Origin of the sequence: Klebsiella sp. BIGb0149 (assembly GCF_004362605.1) — a bacterium.
GTDB lineage: Bacteria > Pseudomonadota > Gammaproteobacteria > Enterobacterales > Enterobacteriaceae > Klebsiella > Klebsiella terrigena.
Genome location: NZ_SNYG01000002.1, coordinates 538,926 through 559,969, shown reverse-complemented (window position 1 = coordinate 559,969; position 21,044 = coordinate 538,926). Strand labels below are relative to the sequence as shown.

At 59.2% G+C, this 21,044-nt stretch carries 19 protein-coding genes; 11 read left to right on the top strand and 8 right to left on the bottom strand.

Annotated elements, in window-relative coordinates:
- Window positions 1-20: 20 nt before the first annotated feature.
- Window positions 21-1,283, top strand: a complete 1,263-nt coding sequence (locus EDF75_RS09480; RefSeq protein ID WP_133598786.1) for an NAD(P)/FAD-dependent oxidoreductase — start codon at window positions 21-23, stop codon at window positions 1,281-1,283.
- A gap of 63 nt (window positions 1,284-1,346) precedes the next feature.
- On the opposite strand, the gene EDF75_RS09475 is transcribed toward EDF75_RS09480, so the two are convergent.
- From EDF75_RS09475 to hflK, 5 genes are all read right to left on the bottom strand, one after another.
- Window positions 1,347-2,684: an ATP synthase subunit B family protein gene (locus EDF75_RS09475; RefSeq protein ID WP_133598784.1), complete on the bottom strand. Its 1,338-nt coding sequence runs from the start codon at window positions 2,682-2,684 to the stop codon at window positions 1,347-1,349.
- A gap of 382 nt (window positions 2,685-3,066) precedes the next feature.
- Entirely contained in the window at window positions 3,067-5,013 is a 1,947-nt protein-coding gene (locus tag EDF75_RS09470; protein ID WP_133598782.1) for a heavy metal translocating P-type ATPase, read from the bottom strand.
- On the bottom strand, window positions 5,010-6,080 hold the full coding sequence (locus EDF75_RS09465; RefSeq protein ID WP_133598780.1) for an SPFH domain-containing protein: 1,071 nt from the start codon (window positions 6,078-6,080) through the stop codon (window positions 5,010-5,012). Before EDF75_RS09465 ends, EDF75_RS09470 begins: the two co-directional genes overlap by 4 nt.
- Entirely contained in the window at window positions 6,077-7,078 is a 1,002-nt protein-coding gene (locus tag EDF75_RS09460; RefSeq protein ID WP_133598777.1) for an SPFH domain-containing protein, read from the bottom strand. The genes EDF75_RS09465 and EDF75_RS09460 overlap by 4 nt, the downstream gene beginning before the upstream one ends.
- Window positions 7,075-8,976 (bottom strand): protease modulator HflK, encoded by a 1,902-nt coding sequence (gene hflK / locus EDF75_RS09455; protein WP_133598775.1) that lies wholly within the window; start codon window positions 8,974-8,976, stop codon window positions 7,075-7,077. The genes EDF75_RS09460 and hflK overlap by 4 nt, the downstream gene beginning before the upstream one ends.
- Before the next feature lie 262 nt (window positions 8,977-9,238).
- Between hflK and EDF75_RS09450 the strand changes: the two genes are divergently transcribed.
- From EDF75_RS09450 to EDF75_RS09415, 8 genes are all read left to right on the top strand, one after another.
- The gene (locus EDF75_RS09450; protein WP_133598773.1) at window positions 9,239-9,490 is read left to right on the top strand and encodes a hypothetical protein; all 252 of its coding nucleotides are present in this window, start codon (window positions 9,239-9,241) and stop codon (window positions 9,488-9,490) included.
- 105 nt (window positions 9,491-9,595) lie between these two features.
- Complete coding sequence (locus tag EDF75_RS09445) at window positions 9,596-9,955, top strand: hypothetical protein (RefSeq protein ID WP_133598771.1); 360 nt, start codon at window positions 9,596-9,598, stop codon at window positions 9,953-9,955.
- A gap of 330 nt (window positions 9,956-10,285) precedes the next feature.
- Window positions 10,286-11,377 (top strand): ABC transporter substrate-binding protein, encoded by a 1,092-nt coding sequence (locus EDF75_RS09440; RefSeq protein ID WP_133598769.1) that lies wholly within the window; start codon window positions 10,286-10,288, stop codon window positions 11,375-11,377.
- A complete protein-coding gene (locus EDF75_RS09435) occupies window positions 11,361-12,974 on the top strand; it encodes an FAD-dependent oxidoreductase (protein WP_133598767.1) in 1,614 nt (537 codons plus the stop codon). Before EDF75_RS09440 ends, EDF75_RS09435 begins: the two co-directional genes overlap by 17 nt.
- A complete protein-coding gene (locus EDF75_RS09430) occupies window positions 12,975-13,337 on the top strand; it encodes a 4Fe-4S dicluster domain-containing protein (RefSeq protein WP_076945610.1) in 363 nt (120 codons plus the stop codon). It begins immediately after the preceding gene.
- Window positions 13,334-14,170 (top strand): ABC transporter permease, encoded by an 837-nt coding sequence (locus EDF75_RS09425; RefSeq protein ID WP_133598765.1) that lies wholly within the window; start codon window positions 13,334-13,336, stop codon window positions 14,168-14,170. The genes EDF75_RS09430 and EDF75_RS09425 overlap by 4 nt, the downstream gene beginning before the upstream one ends.
- Complete coding sequence (locus EDF75_RS09420) at window positions 14,167-14,964, top strand: ABC transporter permease (protein WP_133598763.1); 798 nt, start codon at window positions 14,167-14,169, stop codon at window positions 14,962-14,964. Before EDF75_RS09425 ends, EDF75_RS09420 begins: the two co-directional genes overlap by 4 nt.
- On the top strand, window positions 14,949-15,734 hold the full coding sequence (locus EDF75_RS09415) for an ABC transporter ATP-binding protein (RefSeq protein ID WP_200851414.1): 786 nt from the start codon (window positions 14,949-14,951) through the stop codon (window positions 15,732-15,734). The genes EDF75_RS09420 and EDF75_RS09415 overlap by 16 nt, the downstream gene beginning before the upstream one ends.
- A 172-nt stretch (window positions 15,735-15,906) precedes the next feature.
- On the opposite strand, the gene cysI is transcribed toward EDF75_RS09415, so the two are convergent.
- Window positions 15,907-17,601 (bottom strand): assimilatory sulfite reductase (NADPH) hemoprotein subunit, encoded by a 1,695-nt coding sequence (gene cysI / locus EDF75_RS09410; protein ID WP_133598759.1) that lies wholly within the window; start codon window positions 17,599-17,601, stop codon window positions 15,907-15,909.
- Between the two features lie 258 nt (window positions 17,602-17,859).
- Window positions 17,860-18,237 carry a helix-turn-helix domain-containing protein gene (locus tag EDF75_RS09405; protein ID WP_133598757.1) on the bottom strand — a complete coding sequence of 126 codons (378 nt, stop codon included), beginning with the start codon at window positions 18,235-18,237 and terminating at the stop codon, window positions 17,860-17,862.
- Between EDF75_RS09405 and EDF75_RS09400 the strand changes: the two genes are divergently transcribed.
- Window positions 18,229-18,459, top strand: coding sequence for a hypothetical protein (locus EDF75_RS09400; protein WP_133598755.1), 231 nt, complete (start codon window positions 18,229-18,231; stop codon window positions 18,457-18,459). The genes EDF75_RS09405 and EDF75_RS09400 overlap by 9 nt on opposite strands.
- Here the strand turns inward: EDF75_RS09400 and EDF75_RS09395 are convergent.
- Window positions 18,456-19,853, bottom strand: coding sequence for an aminotransferase-like domain-containing protein (locus tag EDF75_RS09395; protein ID WP_133598753.1), 1,398 nt, complete (start codon window positions 19,851-19,853; stop codon window positions 18,456-18,458). The two genes, EDF75_RS09400 and EDF75_RS09395, sit on opposite strands and share 4 nt — an antisense overlap.
- Before the next feature lie 276 nt (window positions 19,854-20,129).
- Between EDF75_RS09395 and cyoA the strand changes: the two genes are divergently transcribed.
- Window positions 20,130-21,041 carry a ubiquinol oxidase subunit II gene (gene cyoA, locus EDF75_RS09390; protein WP_374756741.1) on the top strand — a complete coding sequence of 304 codons (912 nt, stop codon included), beginning with the start codon at window positions 20,130-20,132 and terminating at the stop codon, window positions 21,039-21,041.
- The last annotated feature ends 3 nt before the right edge of the window (window positions 21,042-21,044 follow it).

The following is a 21,044-nucleotide window of genomic DNA, read 5'->3' as shown; positions in this document are numbered from 1 at the left end:
GCATGGTGAGGTTGCTAAAAATGATCGATAAAGAAACAAACAGCATACGCATTTATGGCCGGGCGGGATCGCCGGAAGGCTATCTGCTTCGGGACTATCTGGCGCGTAGCGCGGTTACCTTTGAATGGATTGAACTAAATAGTGAAGAAGAGTGTTTATCGGCATTAGGGGTGTCAGGGTTCAATGACCTGCGTCTTCCCGTTGTTGAATTTCCGGGACAGGTTCGCCTGTTCGCCCCGGGAGTGCATGATATCGCCGCTTATTTAGGCCACATCACGTTGCCCAAATATCGCGAATATGACGTCTCCATTTACGGCGCGGGCCCGGCAGGACTAAGCGCCGCCGTCTATGCCGCATCCGAAGGTCTGCGAACCATATTAATTGAGCGCCAGGCTCCAGGCGGCCAGGCGGGTACCAGTTCATTAATCGAAAATTATCTCGGTTTTCCCGAAGGGATCTCCGGGGCTGCGCTGGCGGACCGGGCCCGCAAGCAGGCGATTAAGTTTGGCGCTGAGCTGGTGACCATGAGTGAAGGGGTGAAGGCCCATTTTAAGGATGGCAAAATCCATGTTCGTCTTGCCAATGGCGAGACGCTGACCGCCAGAACCAATATCTGCGCCACCGGCGTTGAGTATCGCCGCCTTAATTTACCCCGCGAAGATAAGTTCCTCGGTCACGGCCTGTTTTATGGCGCCGGAGCAGCAGAGGCGCCTTATTGCGCGAATGACCATGTTTATGTGGTGGGGGGCGGCAACTCGGCAGGCCAGGCGGTGATGCACTTTGCTGAATATGCTGCTCAGGTCACGATGCTGGTACGGGGAAGCAGCCTGTCTCAGACATTGTCGACGTATTTAATCCAGCGTATCGCCGCAAAAGCCAATATAAAGGTCATCTTCAATAGCGAGATAGCTGAGCTGGAAGGCGAAGATTCCCTCGCAGCGATTACTCTTCACGACCGGTTATCGGGTGGAAAAAGTCGCCACGCCTGTTCCCGACTTTTTGTCTGCATTGGCGGCCAGCCCAACACCGACTGGGCCAGCGAAACGCATATTTTGCGCGACTCTGAAGGCTATCTGCTAACCGGGTCCGATCTCTTCGGAGAGAGCCGCTGGCCCGAGAACTGGCCATTAGCCCGCCAGCCATTTTATCTGGAAACCAGCGTGCCCGGCTCTTTTGCCGCGGGGGATGTCAGACATGGTTCCGTGAAGCGCGTTGCGTCCGCCGTTGGCGAGGGGGCGATGGCCGTGACGTTTGTCCATCGCTACTTACAGGAACAGGGGTGAGCGCATGTCAGCAACCGTATCCTCACCGAAGGCATCTTTCCCGCGCTATGCGGGTAGCCGGCTCTACGTCTCATCACGATCTTCTGCCGGCCTTCCGTTTACTGACCGCTTAATTGCCGTTCTTAGCTTTGCGCACTGCGTTAATAACCGACAAAATAATCGATTGAGAATGCAGAAAATCTGCCGGGAAGATGCAATCAAAAATCCCCAGGCGGCGCTTATCATACCGATTATCCGACGTTTATCCCCTAAGCCGGCCCTGTTTTTGCCAGATTTGCTCCAGCGTGCGGTTGCATTAGCGACTTTACCGCCGGCAAGGACAGAAAGTAAAAAGTAGAAAAACCAGCGTATATGCTTTTGTTCGGAAGATGCGCTGACTTTCTTCGTTTCACTAGCAATTCTTTTTTGTAAAAGGACTAACGTTGGAATAATACATTCGTTCGCAACGATCGTTTGGTGGTGAGAATAATCATAAAAATTCTTTGGCGGATCGCTGATTAAACAATAAACGGACGGTGTCCTTACGCAATCGTACGAGCCAGGGCCATTTTGACAGGTTGCTTGATTATATGTATCAAGCTCCTCGCGGATTTTTTGGGCAGTATTATTGTCGGCATCTCTGTTATAAATAATGTAGATTTCGCGGGTTGTTTTCGGCACCAGCGCGAGAATTAATTTATCATTGTAAGTGGCATATTCTGCCAACTCTTGCCGCATACGATGAGCCCAGGCACACGATGCCAAATTTAGCTTTTCTTGAGCACAATGCCGATCGTACTGGCGAAGCTGATCTGCCAGATAGGTGCTTGCTTGTTGGAACTGTTGAGTGTCATCCTGCAGGTGCCGTTGATTCTCTCCAGCGCCGGTATCAGCAACAAAAAATACCGCTGCGACAATCGCCATTGAGTACCAAACATGATCGTAGAAATGGCGAAATCGGTCCTGTAAGCTAAAGATATCCGTAAGAATGATAAATAAGTTCCAGCCGGTAATTAATCCCATGATGAGCAGGCAGGTCATGCCCACCGCGCTACCTAAATAGCCTGCACCCCATACGTTATAAATCTCTGGCAAGAATTGAATTTTAGGCCAATACCCTAAGACCGAAAGCGTTCCCGGAACGCACCAAATAAATACCCCAGCCAGCAATCCTTTCCATCGTCCAACGCAGTAGGCGGCGACCATAGAAAAAACAAAAAGCAACATCAAATATATCAACAGAAAGAAAACTAAGAACCCGATACCATATTGGATATCAAAGGCCGTGATCATGGCATAGCCGCTGGAATCGATTGCTGGAGGTGTAACAAGGGATATTCCTGTGGCATCTAACGTTTGCTGGATGTTATAGGCAACACCAATAATAAATATTACGTATGGGATTGTGAAGGTTACCATCATTTCGCGCTCCTGCTCTTTCCTGATATCTTCAGGGCCCCTTTGAAACCGCAGCGGCTCGGCGGCCTGTAGGCAATCCTGCCCTGGATTGTGAACAAGGGTCAACCAATCGCGAAAAAAATCACATCGCAAAGAATACTTCATCTTTGGCTCTTAATAAGCGATCCATTTAAGGCGAAAAATTCAGTTTTTGGGGATCAAATGAGAGAGACAAACATTGCATTTAGTCCGCGAAGCTATATTTAAAAAGCCCGCTTAAGTTTTCTTAAGCGGGCTTTTTTGTCGTTTGCCGCTCTCTCAACCCAGAGCATTAATTTTCCCTGCGCGCTGACCCGTCAGGCGCCGGCAGAGCAGTGCCAGGCCCTGGGCCGCAGCGCGCCTGTTTTTACGAGCGCGGCTCGTTGCCCGCGCGCTCATCTTTCCCGCGCCGGTCGTCGAACTGCAGCAGCCTCCCGGTATTGAGCAGCACCAGCAGGGTGCTGAGGTTGTGCAGTATCGCCGCCACCAGGGCGCCCGCCGCGCCGAGCAGCCCCATCGCCGCGGCAATCACGATTAAAATCGTCCAGCCAAGGCCGATAAAGACGTTGACCCGCAGGGTGGCGCGGCACCGGCGGCTGAGCCTTACCGCCAGCGGCAGACGGCGTAAGTCGCTGCCGGTCAGCACCACGTCGGCGGAGGCCAGCGCGATATCGGCGCCGTTGCTGCCCATAGCAATACCGACGGCACCGGCCTTGAGCGCCAGCGCATCGTTGATCCCGTCGCCAACCACCATCGGGCGCCATCCTTCACTGACTGCTTGCTGCACCTGCAATAGCTTTTCGGCCGGCAGCGCTTCGGCCGCCAGCTCGTCAATGCCCGTCCGTTGCGCCACGCGCTGCGCGACGGCCAGGCGATCGCCGGTCAGCAGCAGGAAGCGGCCGATGCCGAGATTTTGCAGCATCCCGATGGCCTCCGGCGCCTCGGGGCGGATCGTATCGTCGAGCAGCAGCCAGCCGAGAAAAACGCCGCCTTCCGCGAGACCGACCGTCGGGCCGTCGTGGTCGGGGAGCGGGGCGACCGCGACCCGATAGCGGTCAAAGAGCTCTTTTCGCCCCAGCAAAGCCCGGCCGGCAGCGGTGGTGGCGACGACCCCTAGCCCCTGAATCTCCTCCACCTCCCGCAGCGTCATCTCTTCATTATCTGCAGGAAGGGCGCCAGCCATCGCCCGGCTCACCGGGTGATTACTCGCCGCGCCCAGCGCCGAGGCCAGCCGCAGCAGAGATTCGCGCGGGCGCGAGGTTGCCGGAACCACGTCAACCAGCCGCAGCCGCCCCTGGGTCAGGGTGCCGGTTTTATCAATAATGACCGCATCAACGTCCGCCAGCTCTTCAAGAAAGGCCGCGTTGCGGATCAGGATGCCGTGCCGGGCAGCCACCGCGATCCCCGCCATCGAGGTGGCCGGGGCGGAGAGCACGAGGGCGCAGGGGCAGGCCGCGACCAGCACCGCCAGCATCGCCTGGCTGTCGTAGGTCAAAAACCAGGTCGTTGCGGCGATCAGCAGCACGAGGATCAGATAATGTCCGGCGTAGCGCTCCAGCATCCGGGTAATGGGCGGTTTTGCCCGCTCGGCATCCTGCATCAGCGCCAGCACCTTCCCGAGGGTGGAGTGCTCGCCCGTATGGGTAATCTCGAGGCGCAGCAGGCCGTTGAGGTTTAGCGTTCCGCCGAAGACCGACATCCCCGGGCAGACCTCCGCCGGGACCGATTCGCCGGTAATGGAGGCCACATCGAGGCTGGCGTTACCGGAGAGGATCTTCCCGTCGGCGGGAATCTGATCGCCCGCACGCACCTCAACCACGTCGCCGGGCCGCAGCTGCTGGCTGCCGATATTCTCCAGCGATCCGTCCTGGCGCAGGCGTCTCGCCCGGCTATGCGCCAGCTTGCTCAGCCCGGCGATGGCCTGGCGGGTTCCCATGACGCTGCGCTCTTCCAGAATATGGCCGAAAATCATGATCACCGGCAGCAGCGCGGCGGTCATCAGATCTCCCAGCGCCCACGCGCCCAGCATCGCCAGCACGATCAGCAGATCGGTCACCCCGTGGAGATCCGGGTGCAGCAGGCTGTGCCAGCCGGCGCGAAATACCGGCACGGCAACCAGCAGCCAGGCCACGCCGGCCAGAATATCGCCGATCGCCGGCTGATCCGGCGCCACGGCGCGCCAGAGCAGGCTGAGCAACAGCAGCCCGATGGTTATCATCGCCAGCGTCAGCCGACGCGCCATCCGCCGCTGCTCCGCCGGGGTCTGGAGATGACTGCTGAAGTGGATATGCCCGTGGCTACACGACTGGCTCATGGTGATTTCTCGCTGGTCGGCGGGGTGGCCGGCTGGGGGGGAAGGCCCTGAAGGATCAGGCGGCTGTCGTCTCCGGGGGCGACGGTAATAACCTGTCCGGCCTGCGACAGAATGCGGCTGACCGCGTCGCGCCACAGGCGCAGCAGCAGCCCGCCATCGCTGCCGTCGCGCCGGGTTTGCGCCAGCTGCAGGATGGTCCGGGTATCAACGCTGGCCTTCGCCAGGGTCTCCTGGCGGCCGGCTTCTGCCTGCTGGATGGTGCGATCCGCCTGCTGCTGCGCCTGCTGGCTCAGCAGCGTGGCCGCGGTGCGCGCGCTGGCTATCTCTTTATCGGCCTGCTGGCTGGCGGTGAGCACGGCGTTGAAGGCCGCCACCGCGTTAGCCGGCAGGGATGAAACGATATCGACGCGCTCGATGACGATGCCTGGATCGTTGCCGCCGGCGGCCATCTGCGCCAGGCTTTGCGCCATGCTGCGCCTGAAGTTGCTGCGCAGGCGAATGCGCTCCTCCGCCGAGTGGCGGTCGTTCTGCGGGCTCTCCGGTCTGGCAACCAGAATCGCGTCCAGGCCGCGCTCCATGCAGACGACCGCCGCGGCGCGTTCGGTCAGGCGATCGATCAGCGGCGCGATGTGCGCACGCTGTAGCGCGAAGCGGACAGGGTCGCTGACCCGCCAGAACACGCGGACGTCCAGCTGCACCACGCCTTCGTCGCCGGTTAACAGATAGCCTGCACCGGCGCCGGCATCGCCGTCGCGCTCCCAGTTGTTGATCTGCTCCAGCTGCCGATCGCGGCGCAGCACCGCCACGTCCCGTTCGAGAATGCGTTCGGCGGCCGGCACCAGCTCAATGCTGTTGACGGGATGCGGCCAGGCAAACAGCAGCCCCGCGTTCGCCACGCGGATCGGCCTGCCAAACTGGAAGACCACCGCCCGGCTGTCGGGGGCCACCGGATGGATACAGGAGAACAGCCACGCGCCGGCGGCAAGAATAGCCGCGCCGTACAGCGTAAAGAAGGCGATGCGGTACGACTGGCCCCAGGGCGTTGAGCCCGGCGATGCTGAGGTCATGGCTGCGGCGTCCCGGTCAACGGCGCGGGGCCCTGCACCAGGGTGCGGAACGGCTCCGCGTCGGTGCGCAGCACCAGGCGGGTGCTGGCGTTAACAATTGTGCTCAGCGTATCCAGCGAACGCAGCAGGTCGTACAGCTGCGGGTCGCTGGCCCGCGCCTTGCCGTAGATACTGGCCGCGTCGCGCTGGGCGTCGGCGCTGATGGCCGCCGCTTTCACCGCGGCGTCGGCCTGCAGAATGCGCGCATCGCGATCCGCCCGGGAGTGGATTTCCGCCGCCTGACGTTTGCCTTCTGCGGTGCGTTCGGTGGCGATGGTTTCGCGCTCGGCGCGCATGCGGTCCACCGTGGCGTTCAGCGTGACGGCCGGCAGGGTCAGGCGCTCGATCCCGGTCTGGATCAGCTCAATGCCGTAGCTTTTCAGCAGCTGGGCCTGCAGCTGCGACTGCAGCTGGCTCTCCAGCTGGGCTATTTTGACCTTTTTAGCATCGACGTTAACGATGTCCGACAGCGCGTAGCTGCTGGCGGTAGTCTCCAGCGCGGAGCCGACAAAGGTGCGGATTTGGCGGGCGGCCTCATCCGGCTGGTTCTGCACGGCGCGAATAAAGCGCAGCACGTTGTCGTTATCGGGTTTGACCTTCCAGATAACCCAGGCCTGCACCAGCACCCGTAATCCGTCGCGGGTGCCCACGTCCTGCAGGCCGCTGGAGGTGGAGCGAATGCGCAGATCGACGTCCAGCGGCGTTTCAAAAGGCGCCGGCAGCCGCCATGACAGGCCGGGGGCGAGCAGGACGCGTACCGGATCGCCAAAGCGGGTCACCACGGTGGCGCTCCCGGCGCGGACTTCCAGCAGGCAGGCGGTTAATACCGCCAGCGTGACCAGACATGCCGCCACGCCGAGGCGAATGCCGCGCCTGCGGCGCAGCGGGGCAGGCGGAGAGATCTGCCGCTTAACGGCATTCGGGGCTACGTGGGTGGCGGTTATCGCGCGGATCTTCATGGTGTGCTGGCCTTCTGTGGGGCGGTACTGTCGGATAAAGCGGGATACTGACGGAGATCGAGCACCGGTTCGCTGGTCCCCTGAAGATGGTTATCGAGGATCAGCAGCGGAGTATGGGCCAGCGCCTGGCTCAAAATGTGATAGCGTCGCTCGGTAATAAACGCCTCTCCCGCCTGCTGCCACGCCTGCTGTTCCGCAGAGAAGGTCACCGCGGCGGCCCGCGCCCGCGACCGGTTTTCGGCGGCGGAGGCCTCGGCGTTATTCAGGCCGGTCAGGGCGTTACGCTGCGCTTCGCGGCCGACCTTCTCCGCATAGCCCTGTTCGCGCGCGATCAGCGCATTTGCCGCGATCTGCGCGGCCTGCACCCCGTGATAGGCGTTGGCCGCTCCGGCGGGGGGATGAATGGCCTCTATGCGGGTGAACAGCAGCTCCACGCCGGTATTGAGGGTCGTAAGACGCTGCTGGATTTGCTGGCTGAGCGCGGTAGCCAGCGTCGCCCGCTGCTCGTCAAGCAGTTCATCGAGCTGCTTGCTGGCAAACTGGGTCACCAGTATCTGCCGGGCGATGCTGCGAATCATCACCGCCAGGTCTTCGGTCTGATACTGGCTGTTAAGCGCATCCCGATCGCTGAGGCCAATGCGCCAGATCACGCGGATATCCATATTCACTATCTGGAAATTCTGCTTGTCCATAGCGGCGCTGGCGATGACCTGGGACTGGTCCGTGGCGTGGCTGCTATCCCACAGCCGCCAGCTGCTCTGCGGCGCCGGGCCTTCTGCGGCGTCGTCGGGCTGGCGATCAGGCTGCGCTTCCTCGGTGATATCGCTGAGCTGGAGTTCATGCACCGCGCCGTTCTCAACGGCGACCACCCGGCCAAAGGGCCACGGCAGTCCGGCGTGCAGGCCGGGAGCCAGCACGGCGATCGGCCGGCCAAAACGCTCGTATATCCCGCGCTGATGCAGCCCCACCTCCGTTAGCCCGCTGAGCAGCCAGCCCAGCGCCGCGATCCCCAGGGTCACCGGTACAAGCCGGCGGCCCATTAGACGAAAAGCGTGGATCTGACGCAGATCGACGCCAAAGCGCTGCTGAAATGAGTCCAGGGCGTGCAGCAGCGGCCGCGGCGGCCACTGATACTGCGCGGCCAGCAGGCTGCGGGTCAGAAAGCGGGGAGCGGAGTCCGACGCTGGGGGAGAGGCCATCGCGGCCAGGGCGCGCAGCGCATACTCCAGCGCCACCAGCAGGATCGTCAGGCTCGCCAGCTTAATGCCCCACAGCGCGGGGGCGGGGAACGCCATCGCCGCCAGCAGGGAGAGGGTGAGCAGCAGAAAGAGGCTGAGCATCAGGCGGGCAAGCCCCACGTGCTGCTGCCGATGAGGCCAGCCGCGAAGGGGGCGGAAGCTGAGCATGCGTTCGAGCAGCAGCAGCGTAAAGCAGAGCAGAATAAAGAAGCCGACGGCGATCGGCCGCGGGGCGTCGGCCAGGTCAACGGGCCGGGCATCCGCGATATTGGCGATGGCAAAGGCGCCGGCGAGCGCGGCGGCGATCAGGGTGGTGGCCAGATGCTGATGAAAATGGCGAAGCCAGGCCTGCACGCTTTCCGGCAGCAGCCGGCCCAGAAGCGTCGGCTCGTCCTCCGGGCTCCCGGCGGACGGCGGGGCCCGTCTCCCGCCGCCTTCACAGCGCAGCGCGTTTTCGACAAACGCCAGCGCGACCAGCACCGCGGCGAGCATCAGGCGCGTTACCGGAAGCCAGAACCCCGTGACGGAAAACAGCGCCAGGAACAGATAAATCGCGCCAGCGATGGCGAGAAGGGCGTACAGAATGGCCTGCGCGATGAGCAAACGCCGGCTTCGCGAAGCGTCCCGAGGGCGACTCTCGGGTGAGGGGGACTGCGCCATAGACTCTCCAGTTGATCCGTCCCTGCCCGACGCAACCCGGGCAAACGATCTGCTGAAGTCACCGCTGAGACGAAGAACCGATGGTGTTATATGATAACATCCGCAATATAAACAAAGCGCCCGGTCCTGGATAGCCTGCGACCCGCGTAAAGGTGGATGTTATATTGTAACAATGTATTTATTGTGCAATATAGCGCTGGCGCCGAACGGGCGCTGTGGTAGGGTTTTCGCATCGATAACTGGCCCGGGACGCGCTTCTGAGATGAAAATTTATCGCATAGTACTTTTAACCGTTGCCTTTAGTTCCCCGACGGCCTGGGCCTTCCAGGCCAAAAGCGCGGCTTCTGCGGAGGTGAGCACCGCCGAGCTGAGAAAATCGGAAGATAACATCGTCAGCAATTTTTATAGCCACAACGATGCCGGTTTCCAGACTTCCACCTTAGGCACCTGCAGCGCGACGCCGGTGCCCGGCTGCCATTGCGCCTTCTGCACCATGCTGCGCGGCGGGGCGTAACCCGTTTTTCTCCACAGAGCCGTAGCGGTTATTGTTGATAGCTGGTTGAGGGGGACTCGCGGACAATAGCGTCGCCTTCCCCTTTTTAACCCGCAGAGAACGCTGATGTTTAAAATCATTTATCTGGCCGCCGTTATGGCCATGCTCTCAGGATGTTCAGGCTTTATCGATAAGGTCAAAAATACCGAACTGAAAGAGGAATATTTTTCCGCCAGCGTAGACCGCACCCAGGGATGTCTGCAGTATCAGTCACTCCGCCATCATTTTTATCTTGAGCAGGACGAGCCGCTGCCCAACGGCGATAAAAGATACAACCTTCTGCGAGACCACGATGCGGTGGCGAATATCGACATGGGAAAATCGGGCAAACAGACGCTGGTCAATTTCTTCTACGATAAAAGAGATCCGCAGGTAAAAAGCGCGCTGACCGACATTATCCATCAATGCCACCGTGACCTGGATTAGCTTTGCGGGTCTTGCCCACGGTCAGTCTCTGAGCGTAAAAATAGCCGCCATGATGCCAACACCACAAAAAAGGTAGGGTCAGCCGCCGGGGCTGGAACGTGCGCCTTGATGGCATAGCAGCAGGATAGAGCGCAGAATTTCACCGGCCTTACCTTCCTTTTCTTTCCCTCGTCAGATCGCGGCGATCCCGCCGCGATCCAGATAAACAACGGCCTGCCCGTTTATCAATAAATCCCAATTGCATTCATTTTATTGGCATATGTAACACAAATGTTATGCCCTATTATCATTTTTTAACCAATCAGGCGGTAACCACCAGAGGGATGGCACTTGTTTATAAATACGATAAAAAAACACTATCTGGCGAAGGTGTTGCTGGGTACGTTCACCTTGATGCTCGGATTTTCAGGCTCCCTGTATGCCGAAGAAAAACTGCCATCGGTTATCCATATTGCGGGACAGGGGAATCCCTACGGTACGCCGTACGGCTCGGCGGTCATCGGCGTGGTGCGCGCAGGGCACTATCTGGAAGATGAATTTGCCAAAGACAACGTCAAAATTGACTGGCAGTTTCCCCAGGGGACCGGCCCGGCAATTAATGAAGCTTTAGCCAACGGGCAGTTGGATTTCGCCAATTACGGCGGCTTACCAAACATTGTCGGACGGGGATCGGGTTTAGGCACCACCGTCCTTGCCTCTTACGGCAGCAGCCCCATTTATGTGGTGGTGCGTAAAGGCTCGCCGGTTAAAAGCCTTCAGGACTTGAAAGGTAAAAAAGTGTCTGTTTCGCGCGGGACGATTCTTGAATTGTCGCTGGCGACGCTGTTGTCGGAACAAGGTCTGACGGAAAATGATATTCAGCTCTTTGACTTAAAATCCGCCGACCAAATTTCCGCCCTGACCTCCGGCGATATCGACGTCATCGTTGGCACCTCTGACGTATTAACGCTGCTGGATAAAGGCATCGCCACGCAAATCTACACCACCAAAGGTAAATCCGACCCGGCCAATATTTTTGGCTCGCTGGTGGTGACAAATACCTTCCTTAAACAGTATCCACAGGCCACCCAGCGGGTGGTCGACGCTTTCGTGAAAGCCGCCGCGTTTGTCGCTGACGAGAAGAATCGCCCGCAGGTTTTCGCCTGGTGGGCCTTAACCAAAGTTCCGCCTAATAGCCTGGAGACGGACTATAAAGGCGATTTGTTAAAGGATCGTCTCAGCCCGCTGCTGGATGATTACTATCTGGCGAACCTGCGCCGCGGGATTGCGTTTGCGAAGCAGAGCAAGCTTATTCGCCGCGACATTGATGTATCGACCTGGGTCGACCCGAGCTATCTGAATCGCGCCGTTGAAAAGTACGGCTACACCTCCCTGTGGACGAAAAAGGCGGCAAACGGAGAACCTGATGTCCAGAGCCAATAGCGAGATCGTTGAGGAGAGCGCCGATGTTCTGGTCGTCGGCGGCGGCCCGGCGGGGGCGTGGGCTGCGCTGATAGCGGCGCGTAGCGGCTGTCGGGTGATCCTTGCCGATAAGGGCTATTTCGGCACCAGCGGCGCGACGGCGCCCTCCAATACCGGCACCTGGTGCGTTCCGCCCGGGCAGCGGGAAGATGAGATCGCCCGTCGTCGCCGGCTCACCGGCGAGCTGGCGGCGCCGGAAGTCATGCAGCGTACCCTCGCGGGCTGTTGGGAAGGTTTACAGCAGCTGCTTGCCTGGGGTTATCCGTTTCCGCAGGACCACGACGGCAGCCCCTATCTGGCCAATTTGCGCGGCCCGGATTATATGCGCTTTATGCGCCAGAAGGTGCGCGAAGCGGGCGTGACGATTATGGACCATTCACCCGCGCTCGCGCTGCTGAAGGATGCCGACGGCGTGGCGGGCGCGGTGGGATTGAACCGGCAAAAAAACTTTTTCTGGCGCGTGACCGCCTCCAGCGTGGTGCTGGCCACCGGCGGCTGCGCGTTCGGCGAACGCATTTTAGGCGCCACCGGGCTGACGGGCGATGGCTACGTGATGGGGATGGAGGCGGGAGCGGCGCTGTCCGGAATGGAGTACAGCGCTCAGTATGGGATTACGCCGGTTCATACCTCGATGAACAAAGGCGTCATTTATCAGTGGGCGACCTTCTACGACGCGAACGGTCACGTGCTGGCGATTGAAGGCGACCGCCAGACGGCGCTGGCGCGGGCCTTACTCAGCGGGCCGGTTTACGCCCGTCTGGACCGCGCTGACCCGCCGCTGCAGGCCTGCCTGCGCCAGTCGCAGCCCAACTGCTTTGTGCCGTTTGACCGCCAGGGAATCAACCCGTTTAGCGATAAGTTTGAAGTCGTGCTGCGCTGCGAAGGGACGGTGCGCGGATTGGGAGGACTGCGCTTGCAGGATAGCCACGGCGCGACGGACGTTGCGGGATTGTACGCCGCCGGCGACGCCGCCAGCCGTGAAGGCATGAATGGCGTGATAAGCGGCGGCGGCGGCCCCAACGCCGCCTGGGCTATCGCCAGCGGGCGGGCCACGGGTCTGGCGGCGGCCCGCGCGGCCGAAAAGCTAAAACCGCTGGCCGCCGCGCGTCGGCAACGGCATCGCCTGACGCCGCTACTGAACGTTGGCGGACTGGGCTACGACCTGTACGGCAGCGGTGCGGGCGCCGATGCGCAGCAGCCGGACGCCATTATTGATGCCGTTCGCGACGAAATGCTGCCGTTGACTAAGAACTTCTTCCGCACGTCGGCGGGCATCGGTCAATCCCTCAGCCGCCTGAACGGTATTTCTAAATCGCTCGGCTTATACGGCTACGGCGCCAGCGATTCGCTGATTGAACTGCTGCGCAGGCGCGAAGCGCGCTCCCTGCTGAAGGTTTCCCGCTGGTCCTATAAAGCCGCCCTGCTGCGGCAGGAGAGCCGGGGCATTCATCGTCTGTTGGATCGTCCGCATAGCCAGCCGGCGTTCGCTAAACGAATCGTTATTCATGGCCTGAATGCGCCCGCGTGGGACAGCCACGCGTTATTGGAGGGGGAGTAATTGATTGAAATTATCTCTGCGGCATCCTGCATTGCCTGCGATCGCTGCGTTACCGTTTGTCCTGCCAACGTATTTGATAGCGTTCAGGGACGAGCGCCGATCGTCGCCCGCCAGCAGGATTGCCAGACGTGCTTTATGTGTGAAATCTACTGCCCGACGGATGCGCTTTACGTCGCCCCGGATGCGGAAAAAAGCGTGCAGGTGAGAGAGGAAACGGTGTCTCGCGCCGGCCATATGGGTGAATACGCGCTTAATCTTGGCTGGAAGCAGGGGCGAGCCGGCGGGGCGGAAAACGATCAAACCTATCGCATTCGTGAACTGTACCGTCAGCAGCAATTGATGCAGCGGGAGTCATCAACATGAGAAGCATCGTCATCCCTCAGGCGATAAAAGCGTCCGCACAACCGCAGCGGCGGGCCGCAAGCGGACGTTATTCGTGGCTATTTAATAGCCTGTTGGCGCTGGTCTTTCCGGCGTTTATCCTGCTGCTGTGGCAGGTCGCCAGCGATTTCGCGTGGATGCCGGAGCAGATCCTGCCGGCCCCGTCCTTCACCCTGCAAACGGCGGTTGAGCTGATGCACTCCGGCGAGCTGGGCGAGGCCTTACGTATCAGCCTGCTTCGGCTCGCGGGGGGCTTTGTGGTCGGCAGCACGCTCGGGCTGGCTTTGGGTTTGCTTTTTGCCACCACCCGCGCTGCCGACGAGTATATCGGCCCGACGGTGCGCGCGATTTGCCTGGTACCGTCGCTGGGCTGGCTGCCGTTCTTTATGCTGATTTTTGGTATCGGGGAAACGCTGAAGTTTGTACTCATCGCGAAAACCTGCTTTCTGCCGGTGCTGATCTCAAGCTATAACGCCGCGCGCGATCTGCCGCAAAAATACCGCGATGTCGCCCGGGTGCTTGAGCTAAGCGGCAGCGAGCGCCTGCGGATTATTTATTTCCCCGCCATTGCCCCGGCTATTTTTACCGGCTTGCGCCTGTCGTTGAGCAAAGGCTGGAAGGCGCTCATTCTGGTGGAAATGATCGCCTCCGCCGCCGGGATTGGCTATCTGATGACGTGGGGGCGTAAAGCCTTCCAGCTCGATGTGGTGTTTGTCACCATGGTGTTTATTGGCCTGATCGGCTGGCTGATTGATTACCTGGCATCGCGTTGGGAAAAACGCCTGATGCGCTGGGCGGATGAGGGGGCGTCATGAGTCAGACACAAGGGCGCAGAACGGCTTTCTCCCGCCGCTGGCGCGCCCTGATTTTGCCGCTGGGCCTGCTGCTGCTGTGGGCGGCGCTGAGCCACGCCCGGGTGATAAATGCCAGCATTATGGTCTCCCCCATGCAGGTCGCGCATACCCTGTGGCAAAGCTTTGGCGATGGCTCATTACCGCTGGCAATTATCGCCACGGTTCTGCGCGCGCTGGCCGGTTTGCTGATTGGCGGAGCGGCCGGATTGGCCGTCGGCATCCTGCTGGGAACCCACGGCCTGTCCCATCGTCTGTTTTCACCGACGTTTAACGGGCTCCAGCAGATTGCGCTGTTCGCATGGATCCCGCTATTAAGCGCGTGGGTCGGCACCGGCGAAGGATTGAAAATTACCGAGATTTCGCTGGGCGCTTTCTTTCCGATGCTGCTGAGCACGCGCGAAGGCTTCCGCCACGTCGCGGAAAAATACCGCGAAGTGGGCTATCTGCTTGAATTTAATCCCCTGCAGATCTTAACGCGCATCACGCTTCCCGCCGCGCTGCCGGCGATTGTGAGCGGGCTGGAAACCGCCTTTACCATCGCGTGGCTCGGGACCATTGGCACCGAATATTTAGTGGGTACCGGCTACGTTAACGGGCTGGGCGATGGCTTAGGTATCTATCTGGCGGCGGCCCGTATGTATGGCGATATGGACAAGGTGATCGTGGGCGTCTTAACCCTGGCCGTTATCGGTATTCTGTTAAACCGTGCGATTGCACTTTTATCCCGGAGAATCACACCGTGGTTGACGCATTAATTCCCGTTGCGGGCGCAACAAACCCTGTTCAGGCTATCGATATTGTTGACGTGTCGCGCTATTTCACGGTTAACGAGGGGATTTTTCAGGCGCTGGATCGGGTCTCCCTGACGGTGAAAAAGGGGGAGTTTGTCAGCCTGATCGGCCCCAGCGGCTGCGGAAAATCCACGCTATTGCGTATGCTGGCGGGCCTCGATCGGCCCGATAGCGGGCAGGTTTTGGTCAGCGGCGTGCCGATTGATGCGCCGTCCTTATCCCGCGGCATCGTGTTTCAGGATCATCGGCTGCTGCCCTGGCTTAGCGTCGAAGACAATATTCTGCTCAGCCTGAAGCGCCAGGGCGGCGCGACGGAGAAAAACCGCCAGAGCGTCGCCCGGCTGATTGAGCTGGTCGGGCTGTCAGGGTTCGAAAAAGCCTGGCCACATCAGCTGTCTGGCGGTATGTCGCAGCGCGCGGCGATTGCGCGCTGCCTGGCGCCAGGCCCCGAAATATTGCTGCTCGATGAACCTTTCGGCGCCCTTGATTCCCTGACGCGCCGTCGTTTACAGCAAGAGCTGCTGCAGGTCTGGGAAAAAAATCAGCTTACTACGGTTATGGTGACGCACGATATTGACGAAGCGCTCTATCTGTCTGACCGCGTTATCGTCCTGAAGCCGAGCCCCGGCCGTTTGCATAATCAATATGAGGTCGCTTTACCACGCCCAAGATCGCTGGACGATCCCGCACTGCTTGAGATAAAGCGTGAGATACAGTGGGCGCTGGATGCGTGAGAGATAGCGGCAGATGGGCTATTCGCCCATCCCGCTGAACGCATCCATTTCGGTATTTGTACCGGCGTGCGGGGGTTAATCGCCGAATGCGTTTTGCCTCATTTCCATCAGCCAGCCATTAAGCCACAGAAAATATAAGCGTGAGTCACGCGATTAAATTTCGCCGGGCACCTTAATCCTGCAGATAAAAGTCGAGGCTGGAGTTCAGCACCGGGCGGATAATCCCCGTTCGTATCGCAAAGTCGCCGAATGCCTCATCCGGGCCAGCCGCCTGCGCCCAGGCGCTCAGCAGGGCGTCAAGGTCGTGGAGAATCTCCTCAAGGGGCTGGTTCTCTTTATAGAGGCGAGGAATGCGCGTTCCCTCGCGGTTGCCGCCGAGGTACAGATCGTAGCGGCCCAGGGCGCGGCCCACCAGGCCGATTTCGGCCAACATCGCTCTGCCGCAGCCGTTCGGGCAGCCGGTGACGCGAAATATCACCGCCCGATCGGCAATCCCGTTGCGCGCTAAGATCGCATCAAGGCGATCGACGATGTCCGGCAGCACGCGTTCCGCCTCGGCCATCGCCAGCGGGCAGGTGGGATAGGAGACGCAGGCCATCGCGCTTTTGCGCTGCGGCGAGACCGTGTCATCAATCAGGGAGTAGCGCTGCGCCAGTTCCTCAATCTGCGCTCTGTTGCGCTCGCTGACGCCGGCGATAATGATGTTTTGATTGGGGGTTAAGCGAAAATCGCCCTCGTGGACGGCGGCGATGGCGGCAAGGCCCGACTTGAGCGGCCTGCCGGGCTTATCGATCAGCCTGCCACTGGGAATAAACAGGGTGAGGTGGTGCTTACCGTCGATCCCTTCGACCCAGCCGATACGATCGCCGCGGCCGCTGAAGGCGTACGGCTGCAGCGGCTCGAACGCTATACCTGCCCGCTGCTCGACTTCCGCTTTAAAGACCTCAACGCCGAGCCGATCGAGAGTATATTTCGTTTTCGCGTTGCGTCGATTTACGCGGTTTCCCCGGTCCCTTTGGGTGGCGACAACGGCGGTGGCAACCGCTAGCGTAGCGCTCAAAGGAATATATCCCAGCTCCGTTGCCAGGCGCGGATAGGTGCTATGGTCGCCGTGGGTCATCGCCAGGCCGCCGCCGACAAGCACGTTGAAGCCCGTCAGCCGCCCATTCTCGCCGATAGCGACAAAGTTAAGATCGTTGGCGTGCAGATCGACGTCGTTTTGCGGCGGGATTACCACCGCGGTTTTAAATTTTCGCGGCAGGTAGCTGTTGCCCAGAATGGTCTCTTCTTCCGGCTGGGCGATCTTTTCACCGTCCAGCCAGACCTCGGCATAGGCATTGGTTTTCGGCAACAGATGCTCTGAGATCTTTTTAGCCCATTCGTAAGCCTGATGATGAAGCCCGGACTCCACCGGATTTGAAGTACACAGCACGTTACGGTTGACGTCGCCCGCCGTCGCCCGCGAATCGAGACCCAGCTGATGCAATAGCCGATGAACTGGCTTGATATTGCGCTTTAGCACGCCATGCAGCTGCAGCGCCTGGCGGTTGGTGATGCGAATGCTGCCGTAAAGCGTATGCTGCGACGCAAACTCGTCGATCCCCAGCCACTGCTGCGGGTTGATGATCCCGCCGGGTAAACGCACCCGCAGCATCACCGTATGCAGCGGTTCCAGCATTTGGGCTGCTCTTTGCTGACGAATATCGCGATCGTCCTGCTGGTACATGCCGTGAAAGCGGATCAGCTGAAAGTTATCGCCGAGAAAGCCGCCGGTTAATTCGTTATGCAGGTCCTCTTTAATCGTGCCGCGCAGGAGCTGACTCTGCTGTTTTAATCGCTCATTATCCGAAAATTTATCATTGCTCATTATATTGCTCTCAAAAAAGTGCGGGTTAATTCTCCTGGGAATACCGGCGGATTACATCACAGCGGATCCTTAGCCAACATAATCAGTTAGTTTGTTAATCGATATAACAGTTGTTATAACTGCTGGTTATAATTAAGCATTACTCGTCCTGAGCAGTTTTTCCGTTATACGGTAGCGATTATTTTGCTAATGGCTGAGCGCGCCGCTGACGAGTACCATCAGGGAGCATTGATATAGAGATTGACAGTACGAAGCGATTTACTTTTTATGCGCTGTGACCGCCGGCAGGTTAGACGTGGCGGGCGCTGTGTGCATGTAGTTCTGAATCTGGTCGATAAACGCGTGTTTACTTTTGAAATTATATTTAAGGTAGGCTGAGGCGGTATCTTCAACCCCGAGGATGATATCCATCATCGCATATTCAATTTTTTTATGGCTGACGAAGGCGCTGACGGTCATGCCGGTCCGTTTTTTAAAAATTCGGTGAACGTACTGCCGGGAAACCTGCAGGTATTCCGCGAGATCGTAAACTGAAATATTATTTCTTATATTTTGATAAATATACTGGATGGCCACGTTAACCAATGCCTGGTCATTAGGAATTATGCTGTCGGAAAGTTGAGCCTGATGTTGCATAGATACTGGTTCTTTTTTGGCTATATCTTTTTTATCGTAGGCGATTTAAAACAGAACGAAATAGACAATATTGTGGTTTTTATGGATAACAGTATTACGAATGCCGCGACGAGCGGGATTTTAGCACAGGCGTTTGGTATGCATCATTCCCGCTCGCACAGCGGGGCAATGCCTGAAGCATGGCCGATCGCAATCAGCCATGCCGGAACGGGGGCGAGCTAAACGATTTCGTTCATCTGATGATAATTCTGGCCGTTAAGCACGCTGTCCAGACGCCGCAGCCCCTGCTGCAGCTCGCGGTAGTCTTTGGCGCCGCCGAGGGAGATCCTGACGGCACCCGGCCCCTGTCCCTGAGGGCTGAAAACATGCGAAGGGGCGATGCCCAGACCGGCCCGGGACGCGGTATTGGTCAGGCTGTAGGGATCCCAGTGCGACGGCAGCGTCAGCCAGACGTGCAGCCCGTAAGGATGGGCCTGTAGCGGGTGACTTAGCATCGACGCGACCAGCTGCTGGCGGCGGTGATTCTCTTCCCGCAGCTGGCTGAGAAGCTCGGCGGCAATACCGGTATGCACCCAGTCCGTCACCACTGCCGACATCAGCGGGTTGGCCACAAGGGTCAGCGAGCGCAGAGCGTGGGCCAGCGGTTCGTATGACATCCCTTCGGGAACGACGACCCAGGCGATACGCAGCCCGGGAGTCAGGCATTTTGAGAGGGTGGAAATATACCAGCTGTGCGCCGGGGCGAGGGCGGCGAGCGGCGTCATCGGCTCGGCAGGCAGCAGCCCGTAGGGATCGTCTTCCAGCAGCGTCCAGCCGTTTTCCGTCGCCAGGCGGGCGATCTCCCGGCGCCGCGCCTCGGAGAGCGTGACGGCGGTCGGGTTGTGGATCGTCGGGTTGAGATAAACCACTTTTGCCTCATGCTGGCGGCAGGCCTGCAGCAGCGACTCAGGCAGCATGCCCTCCTCATCTCCCTTCACCCCCACCACGTTGCGCCCGAGCTGCCTGGCCGCGGTGATAAAACCGGGATAGGTCAGCTCGTCCGCCACAATCACTTCCCCCGGTCGGGTCAGCAGGATTAGCAGCGCGCTAATCGCCGCCTGGGCCCCGGAGCTCACCACCACCCTGGCGCTGTCCAGCGGCCCAAGCAGCGGCGCCAGCCAGAGCGCGCCGGCCGCGCGTTCCGCCGGCTCGCCGGCGCCAGGATGGTAGCTCATCAGCGAGGAGACATCTGCGTTCAGCTGCAGCCGGGTCATCGCTTCGCCAATCAGTGGCAGGATCCGTGCGTTACCCGGCGGGATATTCATGCTGAGGTCAAGGTGGGTCTGGATCTGTTGTGGAACGGCGATAAAAGAGCCGCGTCCGCTGGCCGCCTGCAGCAGCCCGCGCTGGCGAATAGCGGTATAGGCGCGGGTTACGGTGGTCAGGTCGACGTCCAGCCAGGAGGCCAGCTCGCGCTGGGCTGGCAGGCGATCGCCCGGCTGAAGAGTGCCGTTATTTATCGCCTCAATGACCTGAGTGACGATCTGTTTATATCGCGGTCCTCCCGCCGGCGCTAGCGGGCGAAGCCACGGCGCGTCAGGAAAACTTGTCTTTTCTTTCTCCGACGTATTTTTCATACATCCCTCTGGATAAAAGCATACAAATTAGTATAAATTAATTAACACAAATTAAATGTATGCATACATGATTAACTTGTATGTTTTTTTAGAGCATAAATCATGAGAGTTACCGACCCATGCGGAAAAGGAGCCTATGAACAGATTCCCCGAATGTAACCGGCCGCGTCAGAGTACCCACCCTGCGCTAAACCTTCCCAGCTTAGCGATTTTCTCGACCAGCCTCAAACCCGGCCACGCGCTTAGCCGCGTGATTCATGCATCTTAGGGCGCAATGTGATGTTAAAACGAGTCTGCCAATCTCTCAGGCTGCCGCTGGCGCTGGGCATTTTGCCTCTGCTAAGCGGCTGCAGCTGGACATTGTTCAATTCCAAAGGTGCGGTGGGGATTGAGCAACGTAATCTGATTATCACCGCGATTATGCTGATGCTGATTGTCGTCATACCGGCAATCGTGATGACCTTTCTTTTCGCATGGCGCTATCGGGCGGGTAACCGCAGCGCGCGGTATACCCCGGAATGGGCGCATTCCAACAAGGTAGAAATCATCGTGTGGGGCGTTCCGCTGTGCATTATCGTGGTACTGGCGATTGTCGTCTGGGTCAGCACCCATCGCCTCGATCCTTATCGTCCGCTGGAGTCATCCCAGCCGCCGCTGACCGTTGAGGTGGTGGCCACCGACTGGAAGTGGGTGTTTATCTATCCCGAACAGGGGATCGCGACGGTGAACGACCTGGTGTTCCCGGTCAATCGCCCGGTCTCCTTCCAGATCACCTCCGACGCCACCATGAACACCTTTTTCATCCCACAGCTGGGCGGGCAAATCTACGCGATGGCCGGGATGCGCACGCAGCTGAACCTGATCGCCAATGAAACGGGCGATTACGCCGGGATGTCCGGCAACTTCAGCGGCCCGGGATTCTCCGATATGAAATTTGTCGCGCACGCCACCAGCGCCTCGCAGTTTGACGCCTGGGTCAGCCAGGTTAAGCAGGGGGATCATCCGCTGGATTTCTCCGGCTTTAAACGACTGGCGCTCCCCAGCGAGAAACATCCGCCGGAGTATTTCTCCGCCGTTGAGCATGGCCTGTTCCAGAGCGTTATCGATCAGTTTATGGACTCCGGGATGGATATGGGCAGCCATATGCATGACATGGGTTCGGACAATTCAACCAGTTCCAGGGAGTAAAAC